This window comes from Ruegeria profundi, from assembly GCF_020171505.1.
Classification (GTDB): domain Bacteria; phylum Pseudomonadota; class Alphaproteobacteria; order Rhodobacterales; family Rhodobacteraceae; genus Ruegeria; species Ruegeria profundi.
The window spans coordinates 289,614-308,364 of sequence record NZ_JAIUZS010000003.1 but is presented as its reverse complement, the minus strand read 5'-3'; the positions used below and the strand labels follow the sequence as shown (position 1 = coordinate 308,364).

Annotated in this window: 20 protein-coding genes; 5 read left to right on the top strand and 15 right to left on the bottom strand. The window is 55.0% G+C overall.

Annotated elements, in window-relative coordinates; genetic code table 11:
* Nucleotides 1-52: 52 nt before the first annotated feature.
* The 3 genes from LCM21_RS07590 to LCM21_RS07580 are packed head-to-tail and all read left to right on the top strand — an operon-like array spanning nt 53 to nt 2,105.
* Complete coding sequence (locus LCM21_RS07590) at nt 53-565, top strand: Fur family transcriptional regulator (RefSeq protein WP_224890060.1); 513 nt, start codon at nt 53-55, stop codon at nt 563-565.
* A 2-nt stretch (nt 566-567) separates the two neighbouring features.
* On the top strand, nt 568-1,308 hold the full coding sequence (locus LCM21_RS07585) for a metal ABC transporter ATP-binding protein (RefSeq protein WP_224890059.1): 741 nt from the start codon (nt 568-570) through the stop codon (nt 1,306-1,308).
* Complete coding sequence (locus LCM21_RS07580; RefSeq protein WP_224890058.1) at nt 1,308-2,105, top strand: metal ABC transporter permease; 798 nt, start codon at nt 1,308-1,310, stop codon at nt 2,103-2,105. The genes LCM21_RS07585 and LCM21_RS07580 overlap by 1 nt, the downstream gene beginning before the upstream one ends.
* A 6-nt stretch (nt 2,106-2,111) precedes the next feature.
* Here the strand turns inward: LCM21_RS07580 and LCM21_RS07575 are convergent, their stop codons facing one another.
* From LCM21_RS07575 to LCM21_RS07560, 4 genes are all read right to left on the bottom strand, one after another.
* Nucleotides 2,112-2,807 carry a nucleoside/nucleotide kinase family protein gene (locus tag LCM21_RS07575; protein WP_224890057.1) on the bottom strand — a complete coding sequence of 232 codons (696 nt, stop codon included), beginning with the start codon at nt 2,805-2,807 and terminating at the stop codon, nt 2,112-2,114.
* Nucleotides 2,804-3,586 (bottom strand): ATP-binding cassette domain-containing protein, encoded by a 783-nt coding sequence (locus LCM21_RS07570; RefSeq protein WP_224890056.1) that lies wholly within the window; start codon nt 3,584-3,586, stop codon nt 2,804-2,806. Before LCM21_RS07570 ends, LCM21_RS07575 begins: the two co-directional genes overlap by 4 nt.
* On the bottom strand, nt 3,586-4,656 hold the full coding sequence (locus tag LCM21_RS07565) for an ABC transporter permease (protein WP_224890055.1): 1,071 nt from the start codon (nt 4,654-4,656) through the stop codon (nt 3,586-3,588). The genes LCM21_RS07570 and LCM21_RS07565 overlap by 1 nt, the downstream gene beginning before the upstream one ends.
* A gap of 113 nt (nt 4,657-4,769) precedes the next feature.
* Nucleotides 4,770-5,789, bottom strand: coding sequence for a sugar ABC transporter substrate-binding protein (locus LCM21_RS07560; protein WP_224890054.1), 1,020 nt, complete (start codon nt 5,787-5,789; stop codon nt 4,770-4,772).
* Nucleotides 5,790-5,976: 187 nt separating this feature from the next.
* Here LCM21_RS07560 and LCM21_RS07555 point away from each other — a divergent pair, with 187 nt between their 5' ends.
* Nucleotides 5,977-7,176 (top strand): ROK family transcriptional regulator, encoded by a 1,200-nt coding sequence (locus LCM21_RS07555; RefSeq protein ID WP_224890523.1) that lies wholly within the window; start codon nt 5,977-5,979, stop codon nt 7,174-7,176.
* Between the two features lie 76 nt (nt 7,177-7,252).
* Here LCM21_RS07555 and LCM21_RS07550 read toward each other — a convergent pair whose 3' ends face one another.
* The 5 genes from LCM21_RS07550 to LCM21_RS07530 form a co-directional block, all read right to left on the bottom strand.
* Nucleotides 7,253-7,546 carry a hypothetical protein gene (locus tag LCM21_RS07550; protein WP_224890053.1) on the bottom strand — a complete coding sequence of 98 codons (294 nt, stop codon included), beginning with the start codon at nt 7,544-7,546 and terminating at the stop codon, nt 7,253-7,255.
* A gap of 185 nt (nt 7,547-7,731) precedes the next feature.
* Nucleotides 7,732-8,502, bottom strand: a complete 771-nt coding sequence (locus tag LCM21_RS07545) for an SDR family NAD(P)-dependent oxidoreductase (RefSeq protein WP_224890052.1) — start codon at nt 8,500-8,502, stop codon at nt 7,732-7,734.
* Nucleotides 8,499-9,437 (bottom strand): SDR family oxidoreductase, encoded by a 939-nt coding sequence (locus tag LCM21_RS07540; RefSeq protein ID WP_224890051.1) that lies wholly within the window; start codon nt 9,435-9,437, stop codon nt 8,499-8,501. The genes LCM21_RS07545 and LCM21_RS07540 overlap by 4 nt, the downstream gene beginning before the upstream one ends.
* On the bottom strand, nt 9,434-10,336 hold the full coding sequence (locus LCM21_RS07535) for a bile acid:sodium symporter family protein (RefSeq protein ID WP_224890050.1): 903 nt from the start codon (nt 10,334-10,336) through the stop codon (nt 9,434-9,436). The genes LCM21_RS07540 and LCM21_RS07535 overlap by 4 nt, the downstream gene beginning before the upstream one ends.
* Complete coding sequence (locus LCM21_RS07530; protein ID WP_224890049.1) at nt 10,333-11,688, bottom strand: flavin-containing monooxygenase; 1,356 nt, start codon at nt 11,686-11,688, stop codon at nt 10,333-10,335. The genes LCM21_RS07535 and LCM21_RS07530 overlap by 4 nt, the downstream gene beginning before the upstream one ends.
* Before the next feature lie 68 nt (nt 11,689-11,756).
* Here LCM21_RS07530 and LCM21_RS20760 point away from each other — a divergent pair, with 68 nt between their 5' ends.
* Complete coding sequence (locus tag LCM21_RS20760) at nt 11,757-12,431, top strand: TetR/AcrR family transcriptional regulator (RefSeq protein ID WP_276530243.1); 675 nt, start codon at nt 11,757-11,759, stop codon at nt 12,429-12,431.
* Between the two features lie 28 nt (nt 12,432-12,459).
* Here the strand turns inward: LCM21_RS20760 and LCM21_RS07515 are convergent, their stop codons facing one another.
* The 6 genes from LCM21_RS07515 to LCM21_RS07490 all read right to left on the bottom strand — a co-directional run bounded on the left by LCM21_RS07515 (nt 12,460) and on the right by LCM21_RS07490 (nt 18,728).
* Complete coding sequence (locus LCM21_RS07515) at nt 12,460-13,800, bottom strand: serine hydrolase domain-containing protein (protein WP_224890048.1); 1,341 nt, start codon at nt 13,798-13,800, stop codon at nt 12,460-12,462.
* 208 nt (nt 13,801-14,008) lie between these two features.
* A complete protein-coding gene (locus LCM21_RS07510; RefSeq protein ID WP_224890047.1) occupies nt 14,009-14,974 on the bottom strand; it encodes a Gfo/Idh/MocA family protein in 966 nt (321 codons plus the stop codon).
* On the bottom strand, nt 14,974-15,912 hold the full coding sequence (locus tag LCM21_RS07505) for a sugar kinase (RefSeq protein WP_224890046.1): 939 nt from the start codon (nt 15,910-15,912) through the stop codon (nt 14,974-14,976). The genes LCM21_RS07510 and LCM21_RS07505 overlap by 1 nt, the downstream gene beginning before the upstream one ends.
* Nucleotides 15,909-16,829 (bottom strand): 2-hydroxyacid dehydrogenase, encoded by a 921-nt coding sequence (locus LCM21_RS07500; RefSeq protein WP_224890045.1) that lies wholly within the window; start codon nt 16,827-16,829, stop codon nt 15,909-15,911. Before LCM21_RS07500 ends, LCM21_RS07505 begins: the two co-directional genes overlap by 4 nt.
* Entirely contained in the window at nt 16,829-18,145 is a 1,317-nt protein-coding gene (locus LCM21_RS07495; protein WP_224890044.1) for a TRAP transporter large permease, read from the bottom strand. The genes LCM21_RS07500 and LCM21_RS07495 overlap by 1 nt, the downstream gene beginning before the upstream one ends.
* 1 nt (nt 18,146) lies before the next feature.
* Nucleotides 18,147-18,728, bottom strand: a complete 582-nt coding sequence (locus tag LCM21_RS07490) for a TRAP transporter small permease (protein ID WP_224890043.1) — start codon at nt 18,726-18,728, stop codon at nt 18,147-18,149.
* Nucleotides 18,729-18,751 lie beyond the last annotated feature (23 nt).

The window sequence follows — 18,751 nt, the reverse complement described above, 5'->3', positions numbered from 1 at the left end:
CCCTCTGTGTGATTTTATAACGTTACGAGCGGCATACATGATATGGAATAACATGACAAGTGAGACGCACCCCATTCCGGTCGACGCAACGGCCCCGGTCGGGTTCCACAAACATGACCATGACACTTGCGTCCAGACGGCCCTGGGGGCGGCGGAAGCTCAGTGCAAAAAGGATGGTCTCCGCCTGACGCCCGTCCGGCGCAAGGTTCTTGAGATGCTGCTTCAGGAACATAGGGCACTTGGCGCCTACGCCATTCTTGACCGGTTGCGCGATGCAGGATTTGGATCGCAGCCACCGGTTGCTTATCGTGCGCTTGATTTTCTTGTTCAGAATGGGTTTGTCCACAAGATTGAGCGATTGAACGCATTCGTTGCATGCTCACACCCGGGCGCTGAACATTCCCCGGCCTTTATGATTTGCCGAAAATGTGACGCCGTGGCCGAAGCCAAGTCTGCTCCAGCAAAGGGAATTCTGGGGGCTGCTGCGCGCGCAGTGGGTTTCGAGATTGAGAGAACGGTAGTAGAAGCCGAGGGAATCTGCCCGGACTGCACCGAAAAGGCGTAGAAATGACCCTCATTACTGTTGAAAACCTCAGCGTGTCTTATGGCGCAAACACTGTCTTGCGCCATGTCGACATGGTAATCGAGGCCGGTGAGATCGTCACGATTGTCGGCCCCAACGGTTCGGGAAAGACCAGCCTGCTGCGGGCCATAATCGGCGCGACCAAACCCTCTGCTGGTCAGGTGACGCTGAAACCGGGACTGAAAATCGGCTATGTTCCGCAAAAGCTGCATATCGACCCGACGCTGCCGATATCTGTTGAACGGTTCATGCGCCTTACCAATCGCGTTTCGCGAAAGAACTGCGTTGACGCGCTGAAAACGGCTGGTGTGCCGGACCTGTTAACGCGGCAGATGTCACAATTGTCCGGGGGACAATTCCAACGTGTGCTGTTGGCACGCGCATTGATCAACCGGCCCGACATCTTGCTGTTGGACGAAGCGACCCAAGGCCTTGATCAACCGGGGTCCGCAGCCTTTTATCATCAGATCGAAGATGTCAGGCGTAAAACCGGCTGTGCCATTTTGATGATCAGTCATGAACTGCATGTGGTCATGAGCGCATCGGACAGGGTTATTTGCCTCAACGGCCACGTGTGTTGCGAGGGGTCACCGGCAGTCGTGGCCTCGGCCCCGGAATACAGGGCTTTATTCGGTACGGGCACCGGTGGTGCGCTGGCCCTTTATCGCCATGAACACGATCATGAACATGATCACAGTAAAGACTCGCGGGAAGCTGCTGAATAATGCTTGATGATTTTATGACACGCGCCACGCTTGCTGGCATTGGTGTTGCGTTTGCCGCAGCGCCCCTTGGATGTTTCGTCGTTTGGCGCCGGATGGCCTATTTTGGCGATGCAACAGCACATGCGGCAATTCTGGGTGTTGCGCTGTCACTGACATTCCAGATGTCGGTCTTTACCGGAGCGCTGGCAGTTGCACTTCTTATGGCGATGACTGTCACGATGTTGTCTGGGCGTGGCTACGCCATGGACACATTGCTGGGCGTTATGGCGCATTCTGCGCTTGCCTTCGGCCTTGTGGCCGTTTCACTTCTGTCTGGTATTCGTATTGATTTGATGGCGTATCTTTTTGGCGACATCCTGGCAGTCTCGCGTTCTGATCTGCTTGTGATCTGGGGTGGCGCCGCTCTGGTTGTGGCCCTGATAATATGGCGATGGTCGCAGCTTTTGACAGCGACGTTGAACGAAGAACTGGCCTATGCCAGCGGCTACGATCCTAAATGCGAGCAATTGATCCTGACATTGTCTTTGGCCGTTACCGTCGCAGTGGCGATCAAGGTCGTGGGCGTCCTGTTGATTGCGGCCCTGCTGATCATTCCGGCGGCTGCTGCCCGCAGCTTAGCACGATCGCCCGAGTCGATGGCCTTGATCGCTGCAGCAATCGGCGCGTTTTCCGCCGTTGCGGGGTTACGGGCCGCCTACGTATTCGACACGCCAGCAGGTCCGTCGATTGTCTGTGTTGCAGCGATTTTGTTCGCGTGTTTCAGCCTTGTGGGGTGGCAGACAAAGCACAAGCTTTAACCCTGCTCACGTGCGCTTGGGTGTGTGGGCTGGCAACGTGTTGCTTGCGCCAATGTCTGTGTAACTCTGGTTGAGCGTAAGATCGGCAGTTCGGCTGTTCTTCAAAACACGTTCAGCGTTGGGCAGGTCATTCCCAAGCGCACGTTGAAGCGCAGCTGCCGGATCAAGCCCGTGATTTATCCACCTTTGTTGCAGCCGGGTTTTCAGCTCATCCAACGTTGGGTTGACAAAAACCGTAACGGCAAAAATATCGGCCAAAGTCGACCATGGATCGCTTTGCATCAAAAGGTAGTTGCCTTCTGCAACGACGACGGGTGTGTCAGGGTGAACCGGAATTGCATTGGCAATCGCCAAATCTCTCTGTCGGTCGAACTTAGGAAAAAAACTTTCGTGCCGCGCTACATGAAGGTTTTTGACCGCGTTGCAAAATCCAAACGCATCAAACGTTTCCGGAGCGCCCTTTTTCGCCAACAGGCCCCGCGCTTCAAGCACAGTGTTGTCCAGATGATAGCCGTCCATCGGCACCAAGGTGGCGCAAGGGGTTGCTGACTGTTGTTGAAAATTTAGGGCTTCCACAACGGCCTTAGCCAAGGTCGACTTGCCCGAGGCGGGCGGGCCGGCAATTGCTACAATCGTCCGGCCCCCAACCTGCGTGCGCGTGTTTATCAAGTTACAAACGCGTTCTACGTCTTGTTCGATCACGCCGCGTCCTCTTTCGGAGGCTCTTTGGCGCCGGTCATGAACGCAACCGCATCAGACATCGTGTAGTCCTTCGGGTCGATGGTACACAGCCGTTTCCCCAATCGATGCACATGAATGCGGTCGGCAACTTCGAACACATGCGGCATGTTGTGGCTGATCAGAATGATCGGAATTCCGCGTGCGCGTACATCCTGAATAAGCTCAAGAACTTTTCGGCTTTCCTTGACGCCCAAAGCAGCCGTCGGTTCGTCCATGATGATGAACTTCGTGGCAAAGGCTGCGGCGCGTGCCACGGCAACGCCCTGGCGCTGACCGCCCGACAGCGTCTCAACTGCCTGATTTATCGATTGTACTGTCATCAAGCCAAGCTCGGTCAGCTTTTCCCTTGCGAATTTCTCCATGGCGGGCCGATCAAGTTGACGCAGGTATTTGCCCATTAAGCCCTTTTTGCGAATTTCGCGCCCCATGAACATATTGTCCGCAATCGAAAGGGCAGGGGACATTGCCAGCTGCTGATAGACGATCTCGATCCCCATGTTTCTTGCATCGATCGGAGAGGTGAAGTTAACCTTCTTGCCTTCGATCAGAATCTCGCCCTCATCCGGAATTGTTGCGCCGCAAATCGCTTTGACGATTGAAGATTTGCCTGCGCCATTGTCCCCGATTACGGCAAGGATTTCACCTTGTCGCAATTCGAAATCGGAATGGTCGATGGCGGTGACATGCCCGTATCGCTTGACGATGCCACGGCCCTGGACGATTGGTGTTGTGTCTGACATTAGCCCGAAACCTTTCTGATCCATTGGTCCACTGCCACAGCTGCGATGATAAGAAGCCCGATCAGCAGGTAGGTCCACTGCGCATCCGCCCCCAGCAGTCTGAGCCCAAGAGTAAACACGCCAACGATCAGCGCTCCGAACAGTGTTCCTAAAATGGAACCACGGCCGCCGAACAGGGATATGCCGCCTATAACGACAGCAGTGATGCTTTCAATGTTGGCCAACTGGCCGGATGTTGGTGATACGGACCCGATGCGCCCGATCAAGGCCCAGCCTGCGAAGGCGCAGATTAAACCGGACAGCATATACACAGACATAAGTGTTCCGTGCACGTTTACACCGGACAGCTCTGCAGCCTCGGGGTCGTCGCCGACTGCGTAAACATGCCGCCCCCAAGCTGTATGTTTGAGCGCATAGGCCAAGACAAAGATCAAAACGAGCATGAAAATTACGCCCACTGTAAAGGTCGCGCCGCCGACGCTGAATTTGGTGCCGAAAAACTGCAGGAACGGAGCGTTGGTCTCGATGTCCTGACTACGAATTGTTTCATTCGCGGAATACAGGAAATTCGTTGCCAGAACGATTTGCCACATCCCAAGCGTTACGATGAATGGGGGAAGCTTCACGCGGCTGACGAGCCAACCATTGACCGCCCCGATCAGCGTACCAACAGCAAGACCGCATATGACGGCTATCGGTACCGGGATACCATAGCGGAAGGTGAATTGCCCCATGATTACGGAAGAAAAAACCATGATCGCACCGACACTCAGGTCAATTCCTGCAGTCAGGATAACCAGACTTTGCGCTGCGGCTACGATGCCAACGATTTGAACCTGTTGAAGGATCAACGTCATTGCGAAGGGTGAAAAGAACTTCGAGCCAAGGAGCAGGCCGAAAATCACAATCGCCCCCACAAGGACGATGAGCGGAACAAACGATGGATTGACGTGGAGAAGATGCTGAAACTTCCCTAAAATACCGCTCCGATGGTTCTCAAATTCTGCAACAGTTTCTGTTGGACGAGCGGCAGATTCAAATTCCTCGGCGCCTTGGTTTGCGTCAGACATATCTCTCCCTTTCGCGGCCAAACTTGCAGTCACGAAGTTAGTTTACAGGAAGTTTTTGGTTTTTGGTGAAACGATTGGTGAGGCGCACCCGCGCCCCACCTTTTGTTGCGGCCTTAGCCCCAGCAGAGCTCCAGACCCTTCTCAACCGAGATAGACTCTACGCCGTCTACGGGTTGATCCGTGATCAACGAAACGCCCGTATCATAGAAATCTTTGCCCGGCGTATTTTCGGGTTTTACGCCTTCGTCGGCCCATTTCTTGACAGCTTCAACACCAAGCGAAGCCATCAACAGCGGATACTGCTGGCTAGTCGCGCCGATTACACCGGCCTGTACGTTCTGCACGCCGGGGCAGCCGCCATCGACCGAAACGATCAGAACGTCGTTTTCGCGACCAATAGACTTCAATGCTTCGTATGCACCCGCCGCAGCCGGTTCATTGATCGTGTGCACGACGTTGATCGTTGGATCCTTGGCAAGAAGGTTCTCCATGGCGCGGCGTCCGCCTTCTTCGTTGCCGTCGGTCACATCGCTGCCAACGAGACGTTCATCGGTTTCATCACCGATGACATTGGGGTCAGCCAAGTCAACGCCGAAGCCGTCCAGAAAGCCCTGATTACGCAGAACGTCCACAGTTGGCTGGCTGACATTCAGATCAAGCGTCGCAATCTTTGCGTCGGCGGCAGCATCACCCATTTTCGCCTTGGCCCATTGTCCGATCAGCAGGCCGGCTTTGTAATTGTCTGTCGCGAAGGTTGCGTCAGCCGCATCAATCGGGCTGAGCGGGGTATCCAATGCGATAACCAAAAGGCCTGCATCCCGCGCCTGTTGAACAGCCGGGACGATCGAACTTGTATCAGATGCCGTCAGCAGAATGCCTTTTGCGCCGTCAAGAATGCAGGTTTCAATGGCCTGAACCTGTGTTTCATGATCACCGTCGATTTTCCCGGCAAAGGCTTTCAGCGTCATTCCAAGCTCTTCGGCTTTGGCCGTGGCGCCTTCCTTCATTTTTACGAAGAACGGGTTGGTGTCCGTCTTCGTGATCAGGCAGACAGTTTCGCCGGCGGCTTGCGCGGATGCAGCAGCCATGGTCAGCGCAACAGCGGACGCGCCAATCTTCAGTAGATGTTTCATCATTTCCTCCCGGTTTTAATTTCTGCCCGGCCCTGATTGCGGGCCGGACCCACCTGCATCTTACAATGCAGACACTTGTTTGAACAAAAATCGATTCTATCACCGCTGTCAATAAATAAATAAAGTTTATTTATTAATTCAATCGAGTATCTTTTCATAGCGAAAAGAGGTGTTTATGTTTAACCCTATGGAGAAAGAAGCGCTGAAAATGCTGACCGGTGGTGTCAGTCAAAGTGGGGTTCGCGACCACAATGAGCGCCTGATTTTGACTGTTTTACAACGCCATGGGCCTGCAGCCGGGGCGGATGTGGCACGGTTGACAGGACTTTCTCCTCAGACCGTTTCAATCATTTTTCGCAAGCTCGAAAAAGATGAGATTCTCAAGCGCGGGACGCCATTGCGCGGTCGGGTTGGCAAACCATCGGTTCCGATGGAGCTAAACCCCGAAGGTATCCTTTCGGTCGGCATGAAGATTGGTCGGCGCAGTGCTGATCTTCTTTTGATCGATTTCACGGGCAAGCCACGTCGGCAGCTTTCCACAACCTATGACTATCCTCTGCCAGAAGCCGTATTTGGATTCCTGAAATCAGGGCTGGACACACTTCTGGCCCATGAATCGCAGAAGCTGCGCGATCGTGTTTGCGGCATCGGGATTGGAACACCTTTTGAACTTTGGAAATGGCACGATCTTTCGGGCCTTGCGGCAGAGAAATTCAGATCCTGGAAGAATGTGAATTTCTTCACCGAGGTCGCCAAGTTCAGTGATCTTCCGGTTTTTGTGGTCAACGACGCCACGGCGGCGTGTCACGCTGAACATCTCTATGGTCGAGGGGCAGAGTACCGTGACTATTTTTATTTTTTCATCGGATCGATGATTGGCGGAGGTGTCGCATTGAACGGCACTGTTTTCGAAGGCAACCAAGGTAACGCTGGAGCCTTGGGTGCAATGCGCACCACGGGTCCTTTGGGCGAAAGCCAGCAACTGATTGATGTCGCCTCTTTGTTCCTGCTGGAAGACAGGTTGATCGAGGCAGGCGTTGACCGGGGCATTCTGTGGCGAAAACCACAGGATTGGAGCAGTATTTCCCGCTATGTCGAACCGTGGATCGGCACAACAGCACAGGAGCTTGCCAAGGCTGCCTTGTCAATTTGCGCCGTCATCGATTTTGAGGCCATATTTATAGATGGCGCATTCCCGTCTGAGGTGCGCGAGGAACTGGTCGCGCGCGTGCGCCGCTATCTTGCCAATCAGGACAAGCGCGGATTGATCCCTCCGGTCGTCGAGGCGGGTGCAGTTGGGCAAAACGCGCGTGGTATCGGCGCGGCGAGTAGCCCCATTTTTAGACAGTTTCTACTGAACACCAATGCCGGGCTATGCCGAATGTAAGTCGCACGTCATGACGCTGCGGAACCGGAGTAACGCTGCTCGTGCCTCAGGGTTTCAGCGCGAAAAATTTTTTCGCTTATTCGAGATTTTCCCGACTGCGTCGCGCAGAAATGTGGCAAGGATTGTGTTGCTGGTTCGCGTCAAGGTGGTTGGCCGCATGGCAGGCGGGACATAACGCAACCGGAGTTTCAGTGGCCTCGCCAGTTTCATAATCAAAGCAGTATTCCTGCCCGCAGATTTCAAGAATTTCTCCTTGTTGCGCCAATTCCACAGCGGTTACCCCACAGTGATCACAACAGCCTTCTGAAAGGGCGGCCTTCAGATCCGGCAGGTCAACTTTTCTTTGGTAATTGCATTCAAGCGTTTTCATTCGTTACCCAATCACAATACTTACTTGTACTACTACACATAAGCTGTGCAACAAATTAGACAAATTTTTGGAAAAGCTGCGATAATCCAGACCTGTGGATCGAACAAGCGCATACATATGTCCGTTGTGCCGAAACTCAATTCGGCGCGGACAGACAAGCTTTGATGGGTGGGATATTTTGCGGATCAATCCTTTCCAATTGTGCGCATCATCTGCCGAAAGTAAAATTTAGGCGCTATGCGGTTCATTACACTGGACAGCGTGGCGATGCGCCCAACGGGTACGAAGTCTCTTTGCTTTTGAATGCCGTCAAGAATAATACGCGCCGCATCGTTTGGCTCCATGTAGTCAACGCCATCGGTCGCTGATCCCGGTCGAACAAAGCCTTTTTCAGCCGCTTGAGGCTGACCAATATTGGTCGCAACAAAGGAAGGGGCTGCAATGGTCACATGAACACCGTGCGCCATTTCCTCCGCCCGAAGGGATTTGAAAAACCCCTCAAGCGCGTGTTTGCTGGCAGCATAGGCCGTTCGATGGAGCAAAGGGGCAAACCCAGCAACAGAAGACACTGCCAAATGCGTTCCTTTCGACAACCGGATCGGAAGTAGAAAGTGTTTTGCGCATTCTACTGCCGCAAAGTAGTTGATTTCAAACAGGTCACGATGCGTTTTCATGTCACTGTCAGCGAAAGCCGAAATTTGTGAAACGCCGGCATTGTAGATGACCAGATCGATAGATGGTCTTTTACGTACTATGTCCTCGCATGTCGCAGCACATTGATCCGGCTTGGTCAGATCGCAGGCATAAGCGCTGGTATTTTTCCCGTTGACCAACTTATCGAGCTCGGGCCCGGCTAGGTCGATCAGCACCGTGTGCCATCCTTGCTCACACAGCGCGGCCGAAAGCGCCTGCCCCAATCCGCCAGCACCCCCGGTTATGACTGCTGTCTTTTTCATTGTGCGTGCTCCCACCAACGTTGGAAAGCCTCGGCGCTTGAAAGCTTGGGGTGATAGCCGAAGCGGGATTTAAGGGCGGTGTTTTCCAGCACTGGCCGATACAGCAAAAAGCGCACCTGTTCCGGGCCGTATCGCGTCAGACCCAAGGGTCGGGCGAGCGTCAGAGCGCTTTTGACCAATCCAGGCGGCAGCCAGAGAACGCGCTTACCCATCGCGGCTGCGATCTGCGAAACAGTCACCGCGCCGTCACCTGAGACGTTGTAAATACCAGCCGGTCCGTCAGTAGCAGCGCGAACTAGTATCTGTGCAAGGTCTTGATCCCAGATGAACACGAAAGGGCTGTCTGAACCCATCAAGCCAAGCAATCTCGGTTTGTGGAACAGCGCCGTGATCTGGTTTTCGATCTTATCACCAAGCACTGTGCCCACGCGCAGAACAACTTGTTCCAAGTCCGGGGCGGTTTCCCTGGCCTCTGCCAACATCTCCTCGACCAATCGCTTGTGCCACGAATAGGCAAACTCCTTATTGCCCCGCAGGGCGTCGGTCTCGGACAAAGGAACCGGATTATCGGGGTGATAGCCATATGCCGCGCCAGACGACGTTACGACCAATCGCTGTACTCCGGCTGCAATCGCGGCGCCAAGGACATTGCGCGTACCGTTTACGTCAACGAGATACTCCAAATCCCGCGTTGAGTTGGGGCCGGGTGTTACGATCGAAGCCAGATGCACGACTGTATCGGGGCGCTCTGCCAAGATCACGCTCTGTGGGTCGTCGCTGGTCACGTCCAGTTTCACAAAGCGCGTGTTTGACGGCAGATTTGAAGGTTCGTGGATATCTGTTGCGATCACCTCAAGGTCGGTGCGCTGCCCTAAAAGTTGAAGAAGCGCCGTTCCCACGGCTCCGGCTGCGCCTGTGATCAGTATTCTGGTCATTCTTGTATTTCCCGCTGTGCAAAGAAACTTGCCAGCGCAATGCCCGAAATGGCGTGCCAGATACCCCATAACGCCGCCGCTACGGCCATACCGCCCAACCCGCCAAAGAAGGCAAAGATCAGGATCAGCCCAAGGCCCGAGTTTTGTATCCCCGTTTCCATTGTGACGGACCGGCGATCCCGGTCGGGCAGGCCGGCCAGAGTTGCGGTCACGTACCCGCCAAGAAATGCGAGTGCGTTGTGAAGAACAACCAATCCGATGATGGCCCCGGCAAACTGAAGAAAGTTGCCCCAATTTGCAGCGAGCGCGAGCACGATGAACGCGACGAATATGCCCATCGAAAGCCATTGCATAGGTCTGCGAATGCGATCAGCAAAAGGCGTGTAGCGTGCGTTTATGACCATTCCAACAATCAGCGGCAAGATCAGCATGAAGCCGACCGTAATCGCCACTGCGACCGGGTCGATTTCTGTAAGCCGCAGGATGTCCCGCGTGGGGCCGTAAAGATTGCCCCAAAAGGCAATATTTGCCGGTGTGACGATAATGGCGGCGACCGTGGCACAAGCGGTCATCGAAACTGACAAGGCGACGTTGCCCTTGGCGCGGTGCGTCATGAAGTTCGAAATGTTTCCACCGGGGCATGCTGCTACGAGAATAAGGCCCATCGCAACCGAGGGTATGGGCTTGAGAGCAACAATCATTGCAAACGTCAGCGCCGGAAGAACCAGAAATTGGGACAAAAGCCCAACGATCAGCGGTTTGGGCCCGCGCAAGACGCGCCGGAAATCGTCAATACGCAGATCCAAGGCAATCGAAAACATGACGATCGCGAGGATGGAATTCAACACTCTGAGGTTTCCGGCGTCGAAGTTCAGCGCGACTTCATCAATCACGTTCATACTTTGGCTGCCTTCAAAGCAGCGATCTTGTCAGTGACTTGCTTCCTGTACGTCGCCTTGTCGACGTAATAGGCCATGCGAGGAAGATCGATGTAGTGCATGCCGCCAGTCGCTCTCTCGTAGCCTTTTGATTTAGCGTCACGGATTGAATTAGCTGCCGCATTGCCAGAACGTAATCCGGCTATGTATCGGGCGACCATTTCGGCCTGTTCATGGCGGCCCTGCCACCCCAGACCCGTAGCCTCGATCATGCCAAGCACAAACAGATCATCCCGGTCAGGGTGCATACAGTTGAGGTACAGATGCGGTGCGTCGCCCTTCCAATTCAGCAGCTCTTTGTCAATGAAAGGGTAGTGCAGCTTGTATCCTGTGGCGGCGAGGATCATGTCATAGTCGGCCGAGCTGCCATCTTGGAAGTGAACAGTGTTCCCGTCTAGTCGCGCAACGTCCGGGCGTACTTTCAGGTCTCCGTGCCCGGCATGAAACAGGATCAGCGAATTGACCACAGGGTGCGACTCATAGAGCGCATAGTCCGGTTTCGGAAAACCGTATTTCTGCGGATCGCCTACAAACCATTTGAGGATTATCCCGTCGATCTTTCGTTTCAGCCACATAGGCAGGCGGATTTTCCCGCCCATCGTGTCGGCCGGGACACCAAACACATATTTTGGCACGAAGTAATAGCCCCGTCGCATAGACAGGTCGCACGATACCCCGTGATGGATCGCATCTACGGCGATGTCACACCCGGAATTTCCCGCACCGATGACAAGCACACGCTTGCCCGTGAACTGAGTCGGATACCGATAGTCCGAGGCGTGGATGAGCTCACCTGAAAATTGGCCTTCGAACGCTGGCATGTTCGGCTCTGACAAGGTACCGTTTGCGATCAGAAGACCCGCAAATGTTTGAGTGTGCTGCGCACCTGTCTTGTCGCGCCAGGTTATCTCCCAGCCACCATCTTGCCGCGGATTGGTGTTTAGGACTTCGGCACCGAAATGAAAGTGTTGATACAAGTCGAACGCGTTTGCAAAGTCTTGAAAATATGACTTCATTTCTCGGTGCGACGGATACTCTGCCGTCTCGTCCCGCATCGGAAAGTCCGCAAATTCGGTCATCCGCTTGGAGGAAATGAGGTGGGCGGTCTCGTACATCGTGGACCGCGGTGCGTCGATGTTCCACAGACCCCCCACGTCATCGGCCAATTCAAACCCTTGAAACGGCACGCCCTGCTCGTTCAGTGTTTTTGCCATGGCCAGACCCATCGGCCCGGCACCTATCAGTGCAAAACACTCTTGTGGGCGGGCCTTCACCGCGATCGGTTGGCCCGCTCCTACCTGCCCCTGTTCCATGCATCTCTCCTCCTGCGACATCGTTTATCTTGAACGAACGTTCGAAATAAGGCAATCTGGTTGTTGAAATGGCGCAACATGCTGTAACAGAACGAAAAAGAGCACCGTCGCAGCGATCCATCGCTGCGCGAGAGCGAATCCTTGACGCCGCCGAACAGGTTTTTGCCGAGAGGGGATTCGACGGCGCCTCAATCCGGGACATCGCCGAACGGGCAGGGGTTCAGAAGGCCAGCGTGAATTTTCACGGCGGGCCAAAAGAGGAATTGTTCGAACGCATCGTTGCGCGACGCGCTTCGGTGTTGGCGCAGGAACGTATTGACGCAATCAGGTTTCTGGAAGCGCAGGGCGCGTGGGGCGTTGGTGATCTCTTGTCCGCTTTCATGCTCCCGCTCGTAACGCGCGCTTTTGGCAAAGACCCCCAATGGCTGGCTTATGCGCGCATCGTGGCGATTGTCTCGGCTGACACGCGTTGGCGTTCATTGGCCGCGACGCATTTCGACCCCGTCGCCACGCTGGTTGTGCAAAAACTGTGTGAGAAGCACCCAGAGGCTGATCCGGTACGGGTTGCCGGGGCGTTGGTTTTCGCCGTGTCCTCGATGCTGGCGCTGTGTACGTCGGACTGGCGGATTTCGGCGCTTGGTGGGTCCGAACTTCAGCCCGACGCTGATGGCTTGATCCAAAACCTTTTACGCTTTTGCGAGGCTGGGGTCGTAAGCAGTTTAACTTATTCGAAGCGTTCATAGTCACTCAACGCTCGGGCAAACGCCGCTACTATTGGCTATCAAACGCCGCGATCAGTTTCTTCGCCAATGGGAGCGGAGAGTAGCTTAGCTTCGACGGCGTCAATCCAAGCCTGACAACCACCATGTCGTACGAGGGGAAAATCCCGATTGATTGTCCGTCATGACCCTGTAGCCAGACAGCGTCCTCAAATGGCGGCAGATCACCCGGAGCTTCGATCCAAAGATGCCCCTTACCATAAATCCCGTCTGACGCGGCCACAGGTTCAAACATCCAGTTCGCAAAACCTTTGGGCAAGATTTGCTGACCCTGCCAAACGCCCTGCTGCAATAAAAACTGACCGAAACGCGCCCAATCCCGGGCCGTAGCATACATATAGCTTGAGCCTATGTACGTATCGGTGGCGTCCGTCTCCAACACAACCGATGTCATGCCCAAAGGCTCGAATAGCGCCTCTTTTGGATAGCTTAACCCGCCATCGTTCAACTTGTCCTGCCAGACACGCGACAGAATTGTGGATGTGCCAGACGAATAGTTGAAAACACGTCCGGTTTCGCTTTCCGCCGGACGCTCCGACGCAAAACCCGCCAGATCGTCTTTTAGATAGAGCATCCTCGTAACGTCCGAGACATCGCCATAGTCTTCGTTCCACTCCAGCCCGCTCGACATCGCCAACATATCTGCGATGGTGATGTCGCCGCGCCCGTCTTGGGCCCAATTCGGAAAGCTTTCGACCAGGCTTTCACCCAGGCTCATTTCACCCGACTGGATCAGCGCCCCGATTAAGCTGGCGGTCACTGTTTTTGTCATCGACCATCCAAGCAAAGGTGTCGTCTCATCAAAGCCTTGTGCATAGCGTTCCCCGACGATCCGTCCGTTTCGCACAACGACAACCGCGCGGTAGCCTTCTCCTAAAAGGGCGTCATCCGAAAGTGCTTCGGCAATCCGTGGGTTTTCGGACAGTTCGACATCATTGCCAAGGGGCCAAATACTGTCTGGCAAATCAGGCGAGGCGGCCAGCGTTTGGTTGCTTAGCCCGGCTAAATGCACGTTCGTGCACCCAAGACCTGCACGATATTGCGAAATGGCAGGTGCAAAGATCTTGAATAACCGTGCCTCAACGATTTGCGCCTCACGGTCAACGTCGATAGAAATCTGTTTCAGCAAGGGGTGCCCCGGGGCCTGAACGTCAACGGATAACACTTGGTCTGGATCGCGTCCGGCGATGAACACGTTCGAACAAACAATCTTTGCCGAATAGTTCGTTCCAACCCGCAGAAGATCCGGCGGAAAAAGCAGCAGGTAGCCCACCAAAACCACGGCGATACCCACAAAACCACCAATGAAAATCCCTATCGCTTTTCCAAACATAGCGTCCCCCGGCCGATCGCACCGGCCCAGCCCCTGCTTTAACTTTGAGACTATCTAAAATACAGGAACCGTTGGCATACCACCGTTCCGTTACGTAGCTTCGGCGATATGTCTGAGGGTTGCGAAAACACCGCCAGCGGGGTTCGGGGTCGTCTTGCCCGAACCTCAATTCAGTCATTTCCTCTTCCCTACCGATTGGGTTTCAGGATCAGCGGTACCCACAAAGGATCGTATCCAGACAACGCGACGTGCGTATAGATTCCGAGAAATCGTTTGAACTGGAAGCGCCAGTTGCGATGGCGTTCGTGACCGCTTGGATCATCGGTTGGTGCACATGCGGCGGCAGATCCGCCTCGATCCGGCGCGTACCGTCCGCTGAAGTCAACAGAACCGGTTCGGAGTCGAACACCGAAAACGCAAGTGATCCGGCCTCGCCTTCTATGTGGATGCGGTCAGCGTGGGCGTGTTTGTGGTACACCCATTCACCGGTGCCTGTCACACCCGTTTCTGTCTGAAATGAGGCTGTCACCTCGTCGGGTACATCAAACTGCCCTGAGATGTTTTTCGAGGTACCTCTGCATTCGGTAAAATGCCCCAGCAGAAACTGGGTAAGGTCAATCGCATGGCTCCCCATGTCCATGAATATTCCACCGTCACCTGCGCCCGGTGCATGACGCCACCCGGCTTCTTCTTCGCTCGGCGGGGCTTTTGCATGCATGATTTTGAAGGAGTTGGGTTGTCCGATGGCCCCTGTATCAAGCAAGTCCTTGATCTTCAGAAATCTTGGCAGCGCCCGTCGGTAGAATGCGCAAAACAGGCGTACTCCGCGTTCGGCACAGTACTCTCCCATGCGCTCGGCATCGGCAAGGCGGTTGGCAAGCGGCTTTTCAACGAGGATCGGCTTACCTGCCTTCGCTGCAAGTTCCGTGAGCGCAAGGTGCGTGTCTGGCGGAGTTGCGATGTAAATTGCATCCACATTGGGTGAGAATGCAAGCTTCTCGGCATCGTCCGTCCACTCGGGAACCCCGTGACGGTTTGCGTAGTCCGCCGCAAGATCGCGATTGCGCCGCATGACCACCGTGAGCGTCGTATTTGAGGCCTTTTGAAATCCCGGGCCGCTTTTAACCTCGGTTAGGTCACCGCATCCAATGATGCCCCATCTGACACGATCCATCACACAGCCTCGCTTTCTTCTGACATTGCGGGCATGGCGGCACGCGGGATGATTGCCCCCTTGTGCAAAATAACGACCGAAGCCAACTCATGCCCCAGCTCAATCGCTTCGGAAACGGGTTTGCCGGAAAGTCTTGCCGCGATATAGCCTGCGTTAAAGCTGTCACCTGCGCCGGTAGTGTCGACGGGTCTCTCATTGCGCAGCATGGGAACTTTCAGGGTGCCGTGAGCGTCACGGTGATAGACAGGACCACCGCCGGTTTTCAGAATAATTTCTGTTGCACCGAGGGACGAAAGCACTTCCAAACCCGCCTCGGGTGTATCTGCATCCCAAAGCGCTGCAACATCGTCGAAAGACGGAAGAACGGTCGAGGCCAGAGTAATGAAACGTGCAATAGTCTCGCGGGCGACAGTGGTGGAGTTCCAAAGCTGCGGTCTATAGTTGAGATCCAACCAAATGTCCGCGCCGCGTGCACGGGCCCGTTTCAGGGCGTTATACAGCCGCTCTCGACCTGCCGGTTCGATGATGGCAAGCGTCACAGCAGACACAAAAAGCCCTTCAGCCTTGTCCAGTGCAAGGTCCTCTCCGTCATCAAGGGCGAACATCTGTCTGGCCGGGCTTTGGCTGCGCCAATAGGTGAACGAACGCTCTCCGGTCGCGTCGCATTCTATCATGCTGATACCTGGCGCACCGGTCTCTGACTGACGAAGCAAGCCGCAACCGACGCCATTTTGGGACAGCGTCTCAATAATCCAACGGGACTGCGTGTCTTTGCCAAGCCGTGTCATGTACGAGATAGCACCGGGCCCAATCAGCCGCGCGAGATAGACGGCGGTGTTCAAAGTATCCCCGCCCAAGCCTCGGCGATAAATATCTGCGTCTGCGTCAGACTGGGTGAATTCGATGAGGGGTTCCCCAATGGCGATCACTGTCTTCATGACAGCACCTCAAGAGGCGTAACAAGCGGCCGGTCGTCGAAAAACGCCGCCAGATTGTCAATAACCAGTCGTCCCATTGCAATCCGCGCGTCAATGGTCGCAGACGCCAGATGCGGCGTTAGAACGACATTTGGCATTTTCAAAAGGTCGGGGCGCGGGTTTGGTTCATTCTGGAACACATCAAGCGCAGCACCAGAAATGCCACCAGTGTTCAGGGCGGCGATCAGATCTTCTTCGTTCACGACACCGCCGCGCGCGACATTAACCAGAAGGCCGTTTGGACCCAGTGCCGCCAGAACCTTTTGGTCGACAAGCCCGTCCGTTCCGGAACCGCCAGCTGCGGCAATCACCAATACATCGCTATCTTGCGCCAGCGCGGCAGGGCTGGATCGAAAGGCATCCTCTTCCCCCGCAACCGCCTGAAGATCGGTGTACAAAATGTCCATCCCTATGGCCCGTGCCAGTTCAGCGATGCGCCGACCGATACGGCCATAGCCCAGCACACCCAAGGTGCGCCCACGGATGCTGTAGCCAAGACCCAGTTTCCCCTTGGCCCAGGCCCCTGTCCGTACATGGCGGTCGCCTTCCGCGATGCGCCGGGTTGCAGCAAGGATCAGCGCAATCGCCTGCTCGGCCACGGCGTCGGTCAGCACACCGGGTGTCGTGGTTATTGCGATACCTCGATCCCGTGCCTGGGCAAGGTCAATCTTGTCCACACCGACTCCATAAACCGCAATCATGCGCAGCGAGGGGAGTTTTGCCATAACCTCGCCCGGCAACCCGATGTCACCTTTGGTTGCAACTGCGGTGATTTTTTCGGGCATTGCCAAGGCCTCGGCCTCGTCACGCGTATCAAAGCGCGCGCGGATTTCATCCGTGATCTGAGGCGGTTGCAAAGGTGAGCGGAGCATTAACATTAGCGCAGTCCAATCATTTCAGGTGCAATCCAGCGGGGAAGGCCCAGCGTGATCTCGGGGAAAACGATGATCGCAAGCAAAACAACCAGCATGCCGGTCAGGTACACCAATGTCGGCCCCATTGATCTCAGCAGGGCGATGCCCCCGATCTTGGAGGCGATCATCAGGCACAGGCCATACGGTGGCGTAATCAGCCCGAAGCCCAGAGCCATGACTCCAACGATGCCAAAATGGACCGGGTGAATCCCGGCAGACAGGGCAAGTGGTAGAAACAGCGGTGCCAAGATTGCCATGGCAGGCAAGCTGTCCATGAAGGTCCCAATCAGCAACATGACAAGCGCCATGACAATCAAAAGAACAGTTGGGTTGCCGATCTCAATTCCACCCATCAGCATCGGGGGGATTTGATAGAAGGAAATCAGATAGCCGAAGACCGATGCGCCGACCAGGCTGAAAAGTGAGAGAGATGCCAGCCGCACCGTTGCACTGGATGCTTCCAGAACCTTGCGCCCGTTCAAAGTGCGGTACACGACAAAGCCCAGGAACAACGCGTAGAGAACCGCGATAACGGCAGCCTCGGTCGGGGTGAATATACCGATCCGGATACCTCCGATGATGATAACCGGGATAGCCGCAGCAAGCAGGCCATCGCGCGCCGACGACAATACCTCACGCATGGGTGCGGGCTCGTGAACCGGAACGTCGTATTTGCCGACAAACCAGTAATTCACGGCAAATTGCGATAGCCCAAGCAAGAGACCGGGCACAATTCCCGCCAGGAACAACCCGCCGATCGACGTGTTCGTCAACGCGCCCCAGACGATCATGTTGATCGAGGGCGGGATGATGATTCCAATCACCGAAGAAGCGGCCGTTACCGCAACAGCAAATGGGGTAGGGTATCCTTCGCGTTTCATCGACGGAATAAGGATTGCGCCAACCCCGGCACTGTCCGCGGTGGATGAGCCTGAGACCCCCGCAAACATGATCGAAACAGCGACATTCACATTCGCGAGCGCACCCTTGAACCTGCCGAAAATGTTCAAGGCAAAGCGGATGAGCTTGTCGGTAACTTCGGCCTTGTTGATCAGGTTTCCGGCCAAAAGAAAAATTGGAACCGCCAGAAGGACAAAGCTGTCCATGCCGTTGTACATCCGTTGAAACACGACCCAGGCGGTGACGCGATCATCCAGGAACACCATGGACATCGCCGCAAGCACAAGGCTGAAGGCAATCGGAATACCAAGCGTGATGTATAGAAACAGCAGGCCAAAAAGCAGCCATGGAAAGATGAAGTAGAAGTCAGGACCCAACATCTCAGCGATCCTCTGATTGAGTGTCAACGGCAATGCTGGGGACTGCATCGCTTTCCTGTAACGCCACTTCTTCTGGTGGCGACGCGTTCAGCTCATGCTCCAACGCGTCCAACCCTTTGGTGACAAGCGTCAGCAGTCTTTGAAGCGAGAACAAAGCCATAAGAACACCGGATGCGAAAAAGCAGACATAGACCCAAAACATCGGAAGCTGTGCCGCAGTAGACCGACGCCGCCAGCCGGTTTCGGCGAATTCCCAGCCGGACCAGATGAAAAAGACCGCAATGATGACAAGGACGATTTCGCGTGAATACCGCGTAAACCTGTCAATCCGCGAATTCTTTGGGAAGGCATCCAGCACAAAGTGGTCGAAGTGATAAACACCAAGCGCCGTGCCCAACATGATCGCCCATTGGAAGGAAAAGCGCGAAAACTCTTCGGTCCAATAGATCGTAGGCAGGACCGGCAGGTTGCGACTGACCACCTGATAGAGAATGAGGCTTAGAAACAGTCCCAGCAGGCCGAGCAGAACCCACTCCAAGACTTTTTCCAGCCATTTGTTAAAGGCGTCGAGACCACGAAGCATGACGCACCCTCCTTGTCATCTGC

Coding starts and splice junctions, on each gene's coding strand:
- LCM21_RS07590 (WP_224890060.1), top strand. CDS start 53: ATGACAAGTGAGACGCACCCCATTCCGGTCGACGCAACGGCCCCGGTC.
- LCM21_RS07585 (WP_224890059.1), top strand. CDS start 568: ATGACCCTCATTACTGTTGAAAACCTCAGCGTGTCTTATGGCGCAAAC.
- LCM21_RS07580 (WP_224890058.1), top strand. CDS start 1,308: ATGCTTGATGATTTTATGACACGCGCCACGCTTGCTGGCATTGGTGTT.
- LCM21_RS07570 (WP_224890056.1), bottom strand. CDS start 3,586: ATGTCAGACACAACACCAATCGTCCAGGGCCGTGGCATCGTCAAGCGA.
- LCM21_RS07565 (WP_224890055.1), bottom strand. CDS start 4,656: ATGTCTGACGCAAACCAAGGCGCCGAGGAATTTGAATCTGCCGCTCGT.
- LCM21_RS07560 (WP_224890054.1), bottom strand. CDS start 5,789: ATGAAACATCTACTGAAGATTGGCGCGTCCGCTGTTGCGCTGACCATG.
- LCM21_RS07555 (WP_224890523.1), top strand. CDS start 5,977: ATGGAGAAAGAAGCGCTGAAAATGCTGACCGGTGGTGTCAGTCAAAGT.
- LCM21_RS07550 (WP_224890053.1), bottom strand. CDS start 7,546: ATGAAAACGCTTGAATGCAATTACCAAAGAAAAGTTGACCTGCCGGAT.
- LCM21_RS07545 (WP_224890052.1), bottom strand. CDS start 8,502: ATGAAAAAGACAGCAGTCATAACCGGGGGTGCTGGCGGATTGGGGCAG.
- LCM21_RS07540 (WP_224890051.1), bottom strand. CDS start 9,437: ATGACCAGAATACTGATCACAGGCGCAGCCGGAGCCGTGGGAACGGCG.
- LCM21_RS07535 (WP_224890050.1), bottom strand. CDS start 10,336: ATGAACGTGATTGATGAAGTCGCGCTGAACTTCGACGCCGGAAACCTC.
- LCM21_RS07530 (WP_224890049.1), bottom strand. CDS start 11,688: ATGGAACAGGGGCAGGTAGGAGCGGGCCAACCGATCGCGGTGAAGGCC.
- LCM21_RS20760 (WP_276530243.1), top strand. CDS start 11,757: ATGGCGCAACATGCTGTAACAGAACGAAAAAGAGCACCGTCGCAGCGA.
- LCM21_RS07515 (WP_224890048.1), bottom strand. CDS start 13,800: ATGTTTGGAAAAGCGATAGGGATTTTCATTGGTGGTTTTGTGGGTATC.
- LCM21_RS07510 (WP_224890047.1), bottom strand. CDS start 14,974: ATGGATCGTGTCAGATGGGGCATCATTGGATGCGGTGACCTAACCGAG.
- LCM21_RS07505 (WP_224890046.1), bottom strand. CDS start 15,912: ATGAAGACAGTGATCGCCATTGGGGAACCCCTCATCGAATTCACCCAG.
- LCM21_RS07500 (WP_224890045.1), bottom strand. CDS start 16,829: ATGTTAATGCTCCGCTCACCTTTGCAACCGCCTCAGATCACGGATGAA.
- LCM21_RS07495 (WP_224890044.1), bottom strand. CDS start 18,145: ATGTTGGGTCCTGACTTCTACTTCATCTTTCCATGGCTGCTTTTTGGC.
- LCM21_RS07490 (WP_224890043.1), bottom strand. CDS start 18,728: ATGCTTCGTGGTCTCGACGCCTTTAACAAATGGCTGGAAAAAGTCTTG.